The following is a 6626-nucleotide window of genomic DNA, read 5'->3' as shown; positions in this document are numbered from 1 at the left end:
GTACATCCAGTACGAGGGCCTGCACCCGGCACACCGAGAGCACGCGCCGGACGCCGCTCCTTGACGGGCAAACGCTGCCTGCCGGGGCACTAGGTCCCGCTTGCGCGGATCCTCCGCGCGCTCCCATCCCCGCCGCTCCGGCCGCGGCCCCAACTGCCCGGGGTCGCGGCTGCGGTAGACGACGTACGGGCGGAACAGGTACTGCACGGGCGCGCTGAACATATGGACCAGCCGGGTGTACGGCACCAGCGCGATCAGCGTCATGCCGATCACCGCGTGGACCTGGTACAGCACCGGCACGCCCTCCATCAGGGCGGTGTCCGGTGACCGTGAGCACCCCGGCCGCGGTGCCGCCGTACAGCGAGAACAGATGGTAGGTGCGCTCGCCGACGCCCAGGTTCTCCGTCCAGGACATCGGGATGAACAGCCCGATGAGATGACCGACCAGCACGAACAGGATGCCCTAGTGGAAGGCGGGCGAGGCGATGTCGAGCAGCCTGGACTCGTACACCTGCGAGGAGCGGGTCGTCCAGCCGTACTTGTCGTAGCGGTGGCGCCAGATCAGCCCGGCGACCAGCAGGGCGAACGCCAGGTACGGCACGACTCCCCAGAGGAAGAAGGTCATGGGCGCGCTCCGCCGGGTGCGGGCGGCAGGGTGGCGCACACCGCGTCCAGGACGCAGGCGTACGGCGTGCCGAAGGCGGTCAGCCGGGAGCGGAGCTGCTCCAGGCCCGGGCGGTGCTCGACGAGCAGGCCGGTGTCGCCGGTGCGGGCGGCGAACTCCAGCACCGCGGGCAGGAAGTCGGGCAGTTCCTCGCCGGTGAACTCCAGGCCGTGGGCACGGTAGACGTCCTTGAACCGGACCAGCGACATACCGCGCCGCCGGGTGTCCCCGTCTCGCCACCAGCTCAGATACAGGCTGTGCCGGTTCTTGAGGTCGAAGACCCGCACATAGTGCTCGGCCAGCTCACGGTCCGGTGTGACGGCAGCGTGGTCGGTGAACTCCCGCAGTTGCGGGGCGGCTTCGCGCAGCAGCGGCAGCCGCGCCCGGAAGTCGTCGTCCGGGTACGTCAGACACAGCGCGGCCGCCTGGTACAGCACGGCGTCCGAGGGCATCAGGCCTCCTTCGCGTCGTCCGAGGTCTGCCGCCCCCGCAGCACATGGAAGTTCTCCACCGACACCAGCGGCAGCCGTCTGCGGCCGGAGTCCTGGCCGAACGGCCCGTCGCCGCCCATCCCGGGGCCGCCCTCGTAGTCGAGGCTGCACCCCTCGGGCAGCGCCGACTCCTCCAGCCGGGCGCGCGTCGCCCACGGCCGCGGCCGGAATGACGTACCGCTGCTCGTACTTGCCGATCGCCGGCAGCCGGTACATGGTTTGAGCGGCACCCGGGTCAGCGAGTTGTGGATGCCGCCGCGCATACCGGTCGTCTCCGCCTGCTGCGGGCGACCTGGGCCGAGGCCGTGGAACTGGTCGTGGCCAGGAGAACGCGGCGCCGCGCGGGCAGCCGCGGGGCTCGTACTCGGGGCGGTCCGGGCCCACCGACGGGTAGTCCGTCTGCTGGGTCTCCCAGGTGATGATCCCGTCCTTGACGTACACCTTCCAGCGGCACGAGCCCGTGCAGTTCACGCCGTGCGTGGAGTTCACGACCTTGTCGTGGCTCCAGCGGTCCCGGTAGAAGGCGTCCGCCTCCCGGCCGCCGACCAGGCCGATGCTGTGCAGATCGGGTGCGGGCGTGCCGGGCCGGAAGAACCGCCCCGCGCGCAGCAGGGCCGCGCCCGGCTCGGTGGGCGGGATCCGCGTGTCGGTCACGTGCGCTCCCTTGCTCGCCTCGTGACTCGAACCTAGAGGCGAGCGGGAGAGCGCACCCGTTCTCGGCGCCCGTACGGGTCATGCCGTACGGGAGGGGCGCGGCCGCAGGTCAGGGCTTGCGCGCCACCCATACGGGCTGTGCTCCTCGACGAAACGGTGCGGGGTGTTGCCCGGCCGTGTGGTCAGTAGCGCTCGCGGTACTCCCGGAGGATCGCCTTGGTGCGCTGGGCCGGCGCGGCGTGCGCCGTGACATGGTCCAGGACCTCCAGATGGGCGGAGACCTCCCGGCGCGAGTCGAGATAGAGGGCGCCGGTCAGATACTCGGTGAACACCATGTCGGGCAGCTCCGGTTCGGCGAAGCGGAACAGGGAGAAGGGCGCGTACGTCCCCGGGTGCGGACCGCTCGCGAACTCGGCGACCTGGAGCGTGATCCGGGGGTGCTCGGCGGCCTCCAGCAGCCTGTCCAGCTGCTCGCGCATCACCTCGGCGCGGCTGCACACCGGCCGGGCCAGCACGGTCTCGTCCATGATCACCCACAGGTGGGGCGGGTTCTCCCGCTCCAGCAGCCGCTGGCGTTCCATGCGAAGTGACACGTGCCGCTCGACTGCGTCGGGCCCTATCGGCCCTACCGTCCCGGCGTCCAGCACGGCACGCGCGTAGTCCTCGGTCTGGAGCAGGCCGGGCACGAAGTGCGGCTCGTAGGAGCGGATCAGCCGGGCGGCGCCCTCCAGACTGACGTACATGCTGAACCAGTCCGGCAGCACGTCGTGGTAACGCTGCCACCAGCCGGGCCGGTTGGCCTCCTCGGCGAGCGCCACGAACGCCTCGGCCTCGCCCTGCGGCACGCCGTACGTCTCCAACAGGACCTGCACGTAAGGGATCTTGAGCGCGACCTCGGCCATCTCCATGCGGCGCACGGTCGCCGGTGCCACACGCAGCACCTGGGCCGCCTCTTCGCGCTTCAGCCCGGCCGCCTCCCGCAGCTCCTGAAGCCGCTTGCCGAGCACCACCTGGCCCACGGTGGGCGCGGGCCGCCGCTCACTCACGCCACGCCTCCCCTACGCGCCGAAAGCCTGGGGGCAGTGTGTCATGCCGTTCGGTTTCGCTCACGCGTGCGGACGTGAGGCGCTCGACACGTTCGGAGCGCCCCAAAAGGGACGCGGGGCGGTGTCGATCCGCGGTTCCGCGGAGTAGGCGCGACAGGCAGGGGCGGCCCGGCGGCGCGGGTGAAAGGGGCACGGGGCTGGGGCCATCCGCGGTTCCGCCGTGTGGGCGCGTCGAGCCACTCGCGGCCCGGCAGCCGCCGACGAGGACGGCATCCCACCTCGGTGGGCGGGCATTACCTCGCGGGTAATCGACCCCGCCGCCCCGCCGGGCCATGGTTGTTCCACGGGCTCCGGCCGGCGCACTCCGGCCGGAACCCGGCCCGGCCTCAACTCCACCCGACGGAGGGTGACTCACCATGTCCGCAATCACGCTCGCCGCCCTCGCCCGCACTCAGGAGCCGAACGCCGTGCTGCGGCGTTTCCTCGCCCTCGACGCGGTCGTGACAGGCGCGAACGGCCTCGCCTACCTCACCGCCTCCGGCCCGCTGGGCCGCCTGCTCGGTGTCGACTCCACGCTGCTGCTGGAACTGGGCGCGATCCTCACCGTGTACGCGGTCGCGGTGGCCGCCCTCGCCTTTCGGGCCCGCCCCGCCGCCCTGCCGGTCAGGGCCGTGGTGGAGACCAACCTCGCCTGGGCGGCCCTGAGTTCCGTCGCGCTCGGGCTGTGGCTGACCCCGACCACCGCGGGCGCGGTGTGGACCGTGCTCCAGGCCGTCACCGTCGCCGGGTTCGCCCTCCTGCAGCACATGGCTCTGAGGAACCGTCAGTCCATGAGTGAGTGAAGGTACTTGACCGTCGCGGGGTCGGCCGGGAGCAGTGTCTCGATGGCCAGCTCGGCGACGGTCACGTCCACGGGGGTGTTGAACGTGGAGATCGAGGAGATGAACGACAGCACCCGGCCCTCGTGCTCCACCTGGAGCGGAAGCGCGAAATACGGCACCGGCGCCTCGGGCTCCGCACCGGCCGCCCCCTCGGGCACCGGGTACGCCGACACCTCCTCGTACAGCTCCCGCAGCGGCTGCGAGCGGTGCAGGGCGATCTGCCGCTGCATCTGGGCCAGCAGATGCCCGCGCCACTCCGCCAGATTACGGATGCGGGGCGCGAGGCCCTTCGGGTGCAGGGTCAGCCGCATCGCGTTCAGCGGCTGCGCGAGCAGCTCCTCGGACAGGCCGTCCATCAGCATCAGGATGCCCCGGTTGGCGGCCACCACGTTGTACGTCGCGTCGAGCACCAGCGCCGGGTAGGGCTCATAGACCTGGATCAGCCGCTCCATGCCCTCGCGCAGCGAGCGCAGCGCCGGGTCGTCCAACCGGGTCTCGGAGTACCGGGGGGCATAACCGGCCGCCAGCAGCAGGGCGTTGCGCTCCCGTACGGGGACGTCGAGGTGCTCGGCGAGGCGCAGCACCATCTCCTCGCTGGGACGGGAGCGGCCCGTCTCGACGAAGCTGATGTGCCGGGCGGAGGAGCCGGCGCGCAGTGCCAGATCCAGCTGGCTCACCCGGCGTTGCTCGCGCCAGGCCCGCAGCAGCGTGCCGACGCCCTTGTCGGAGGCAGAGGCAGAGGCAGAGGCAGAGGCAGAGGCGGAGGCGGTGCCGGTGGCGGAGGCGCAGATGGCGGCGGACAGGGGTGTGGTCATGTGGACGACCGTAGTCGAGCCGGGCAGGCTGGACAGGTACGCGTCCCCCCAGGAAGGGAGCCATGCCGTGGCCGTCGAACCCCTGTCCCAGAAGGAGATCGAGGACCGGCTGGCCGAGCTGCCGGGCTGGGCGGTCGAGGACGACCGCCTCGTGCGCACCTACCGCCTCGCGTCCCACCCCGCCGCGACCGCGCTCGTGGTGCACATCGCCCGGATCCAGGAGGAGCTGAACCACCACTCCGACCTCACCCTCGGCTACAACACCGTCCGTCTGTCGGTGAACACGCACAGTGCCGGCGGGGCGGTCACCGCGCTGGACTTCGACCTGGCGAGAAAAGTCGAAGACCTCGCGCCCGCCCATGGGGCAAGCTGATCCGGCTGATCGATCATCGAACGGCCGGGGGTGGCGTGTGCTCGACTACGACAAGGAAGCCGACGCATACGACGCCCTGCGCGGCGGCGAGCCCCGGGCCGCCGCCGCGGCCGAGGCCGTCCTGGGCCTGCTCCCGCAGGAGTGCGCCGGGCTGCTGGACGTGGCCTGCGGCACCGGCATCGTCACCCGGCGCCTGGCCGCCGCCCGCCCCGGCACCCGTGTGGCGGGCGTCGACCTGGCCCTCGGCATGGCCCGCACGGCCGTGGCCCGGCTGCCCGGCACGGTCGTCGTCGGCGACGGCCGCCGGCTGCCCTTCCCGGACGCCTCGTTCGACGCGGTGGTGAGCGTCTGGCTGCTGCACCTGCTCGACGACATCGACGTACGGCGGGTCGTCGCCGAGTGCGCCCGGGTGCTGCGGCCCGGCGGGGTGTACGTCACCACGGTCGACAAGGCCGCCGCGCACAACGTCGGCAGCGACATCGACGCGGTCCTCTCCTCCCGGCCGCGCAGCCCCGCACACGACACCGCCGAGCGGGTCACCGCCCTCACCGCCGCGCACGGGCTCGCGCCCGCCGGCCGGGCCAGCTTCACCGGCCGCGGCCAGGGCCGCAGCCCCCGCCGCACCCTCGCGGACCTGCGTCGCGGCTGGTTCGTCACCCTCGCCCCCGACGACCCCCTCACCGAGACCTTCGCGGCCCGCCTGGCCGCCCTCCCCGACCAGGAACGCCCGCGTCCGGACCCGGTGTTCAGCCTGCGGGCGTTCCGGAAGGAGTAGCGGGCCGACAAGTACAGCGGCCTGCGGATCGTCACCACGGTCGAGATCGACTCGCTGCCCAACCTCGTCACCAACGTCTCGGGACGCCCCACGGCCACGCCCGACTGTGACGTGATGAAGGCCAACGGCAACTACCGGAAGGGCGTCGGCTACGCCCTGAACAAGCTCGGCGACATCGCCAACGTCTACAACTACATCGACGCCGGCCACCACGGCTGGCTCGGCTGGGACGACAACTTCGGCGCCTCCGCGGACATGTTCAAGTCCGCGTCCACCACGGAGGGCGCGACCGTCGCCGACGTCCACGGCTTCATCGTCGACACCGCCAACTACAGCGCGCTGAAGGAGGACAACTTCAAGATCACGGACATGGTGAACGGGACGTCCGTGCGCCAGTCCAAGTGGGTCGACTGCAACCGCTGCACCGACGAGCTGTCGTACGCCCAGGCCATGCGCGACAAGCTGGTCTCCATCGGCTTCGACTCGAAGCTGGGCATGCTGATCGACACCTCCCGCAACGGCTGGGGCGGCACCCAGCGGCCGACCGGCCCCGCCGCGACCACCAGCGTCGACACCTACGTCAACGGCGGCCGCTACGACCGCCGGATCCACCTCGGCAACTGGTGCAACCAGTCCGGAGCCGGTCTCGGTGAACGTCCGCAGGCCGCTCCCGCCGCCGGGATCGACGCCTACGTCTGGATGAAGCCCCCGGGCGAGTCCGACGGCGCCGGCAAGGAGATCCCGAACAACGAGGGCAAGGGCTTCGACCGGATGTGCGACCCGACGTACACCGGCAACGCCCGCAACGGCAACAGCATGTCGGGCTCCCTGCCGGACGCGCCCCTGTCCGGGCAGTGGTTCTCGGCACAGTTTCAGCAGCTGATGCGGAACGCGTACCCGCCGCTGTCCTGACCGGCTGACGGGTAT

At 71.7% G+C, this 6626-nt stretch carries 6 protein-coding genes and 4 pseudogenes; 4 read left to right on the top strand and 6 right to left on the bottom strand.

The annotated features are described in order from the left end of the window. Positions 1–117: 117 nt before the first annotated feature. From ABZZ79_RS37140 to ABZZ79_RS37120, 5 genes and pseudogenes are all read right to left on the bottom strand, one after another. Positions 118–625: pseudogene (locus ABZZ79_RS37140) on the bottom strand (respiratory nitrate reductase subunit gamma); the annotation flags it as partial. Next, positions 622–1116, bottom strand: coding sequence for a nitrate reductase molybdenum cofactor assembly chaperone (gene narJ / locus ABZZ79_RS37135; protein ID WP_356696646.1), 495 nt, complete (start codon positions 1114–1116; stop codon positions 622–624). The pseudogene ABZZ79_RS37140 and the gene narJ, both read right to left, overlap by 4 nt. Beyond that, positions 1116–1377 (bottom strand): annotated as a pseudogene (gene narY, locus ABZZ79_RS37130) (nitrate reductase subunit beta); the annotation flags it as partial. The gene narJ and the pseudogene narY, both read right to left, overlap by 1 nt. 99 nt (positions 1378–1476) lie before the next feature. Next, positions 1477–1809: pseudogene (locus ABZZ79_RS37125) on the bottom strand (hypothetical protein); the annotation flags it as partial. A gap of 182 nt (positions 1810–1991) precedes the next feature. After that, the gene (locus tag ABZZ79_RS37120) at positions 1992–2855 is read right to left on the bottom strand and encodes a helix-turn-helix transcriptional regulator (RefSeq protein ID WP_356696644.1); all 864 of its coding nucleotides are present in this window, start codon (positions 2853–2855) and stop codon (positions 1992–1994) included. A gap of 416 nt (positions 2856–3271) precedes the next feature. Here ABZZ79_RS37120 and ABZZ79_RS37115 point away from each other — a divergent pair, with 416 nt between their 5' ends. After that, positions 3272–3697 carry a hypothetical protein gene (locus ABZZ79_RS37115; protein ID WP_356696642.1) on the top strand — a complete coding sequence of 142 codons (426 nt, stop codon included), beginning with the start codon at positions 3272–3274 and terminating at the stop codon, positions 3695–3697. On the opposite strand, the gene ABZZ79_RS37110 is transcribed toward ABZZ79_RS37115, so the two are convergent. After that, positions 3679–4551, bottom strand: coding sequence for a helix-turn-helix transcriptional regulator (locus ABZZ79_RS37110; protein ID WP_356696640.1), 873 nt, complete (start codon positions 4549–4551; stop codon positions 3679–3681). The genes ABZZ79_RS37115 and ABZZ79_RS37110 overlap by 19 nt on opposite strands. 67 nt (positions 4552–4618) lie before the next feature. On the opposite strand from ABZZ79_RS37110, the gene ABZZ79_RS37105 reads away from it, so the two are divergent. The 3 genes and pseudogenes from ABZZ79_RS37105 to ABZZ79_RS37095 form a co-directional block, all read left to right on the top strand. Then, the gene (locus tag ABZZ79_RS37105; protein WP_356696638.1) at positions 4619–4924 is read left to right on the top strand and encodes a 4a-hydroxytetrahydrobiopterin dehydratase; all 306 of its coding nucleotides are present in this window, start codon (positions 4619–4621) and stop codon (positions 4922–4924) included. A gap of 37 nt (positions 4925–4961) precedes the next feature. Further along, entirely contained in the window at positions 4962–5699 is a 738-nt protein-coding gene (locus tag ABZZ79_RS37100; RefSeq protein ID WP_356696636.1) for a class I SAM-dependent methyltransferase, read from the top strand. A 9-nt stretch (positions 5700–5708) separates the two neighbouring features. After that, positions 5709–6611, top strand: a pseudogene (locus ABZZ79_RS37095) (glycoside hydrolase family 6 protein); the annotation flags it as partial. Positions 6612–6626: the final 15 nt, after the last annotated feature.

Origin of the sequence: Streptomyces sp. NPDC006458 (genome assembly GCF_040612135.1) — a bacterium.
In the GTDB taxonomy this organism is placed as follows: Bacteria; Actinomycetota; Actinomycetes; order Streptomycetales; family Streptomycetaceae; genus Streptomyces.
The sequence above is the reverse complement of the archived record's forward strand: the minus strand, read 5'-3'. Positions and strand labels throughout refer to the sequence as shown.

What these genes read in the sequence shown, in the direction of transcription:
- narJ (WP_356696646.1), bottom strand. Translation starts at nt 1,116, where the DNA reads ATGCCCTCGGACGCCGTGCTGTACCAGGCGGCCGCGCTGTGTCTGACG.
- ABZZ79_RS37115 (WP_356696642.1), top strand. Translation starts at nt 3,272, where the DNA reads ATGTCCGCAATCACGCTCGCCGCCCTCGCCCGCACTCAGGAGCCGAAC.
- ABZZ79_RS37110 (WP_356696640.1), bottom strand. Translation starts at nt 4,551, where the DNA reads ATGACCACACCCCTGTCCGCCGCCATCTGCGCCTCCGCCACCGGCACC.